The 704-nt window shown below is 50.7% G+C and carries 1 protein-coding gene and 1 pseudogene; one reads left to right on the top strand and one right to left on the bottom strand.

Going from position 1 to position 704, the window contains the following annotated elements:
* Positions 1-244 (top strand): annotated as a pseudogene (locus M5B99_RS29710) (hypothetical protein); the annotation flags it as partial.
* Between the two features lie 29 nt (positions 245-273).
* On the opposite strand, the gene M5B99_RS29715 reads toward M5B99_RS29710, so the two are convergent.
* Positions 274-704: hypothetical protein (locus tag M5B99_RS29715; RefSeq protein ID WP_248807469.1), on the bottom strand; the 431-nt coding region annotated here is incomplete at its 5' end.

Consider the following 704-nt stretch of genomic DNA (forward strand, 5'->3'; position numbering starts at 1 on the left):
GAAAGCGCGGTATGTGGAGGGCGGTAAGGCATCGGGAGGAATTATGGGGTCTTATATCGGAGGAACGCTTGGAGCCCATGCCGGTGGAGCTGTATGCGTCTTTGGACTCGGCATCGTTTCTGGAGGATGGGGCGCATTGACTTGCGGAATTATTGGCGGCGCTGCCGGTGGCTATGGCGGAGGGATTATCGGTGGAGGACTGGGAGAACGTTTCGGTGATTTGATTTATGAGGGGGAGCGCTGATGACGATGCTGCATAACGCTGTTGCTGTTCTATTCATGTTTTTGAGCTTCTTTAGCATCGGTTTGTTGGCCTATCTTGCCAAAACCAAGCTTGATGTGGCCGAAGCATATTTTAAGGATAATGCGACGATGATCGGTCATCACCGCTGGTGGGGTGGTAACTCCTATGACAGTCGAGTCATGAGGGTGCTTTTTGTTGGCTCGTTTTTCATGTTTCCAAAGCTTTACATACGGCGAGGATTGCTCACCGAGCAGGAGCTTGAGCCTGTTCCAATAACCCTGCAACGTTGGTTCAAACTCCCCCAGTACTTGGGGATATTGTTTATTTTGCTCTGCATCTTTCATCTGGTGATGCCCGTCACCGATGAGTTGTGATACGGAAAAAGGGCGCCCATTCGCGTTCTTGTCGGCCAGGTAGATACGAAACTGTAGTGGTCTAATGAAACCGGCCCCAATAGATA

The sequence above is a fragment of the Pseudomonas sp. MWU13-2100 genome, from assembly GCF_023242365.1.
Taxonomy (GTDB): domain Bacteria; phylum Pseudomonadota; class Gammaproteobacteria; order Pseudomonadales; family Pseudomonadaceae; genus Aquipseudomonas.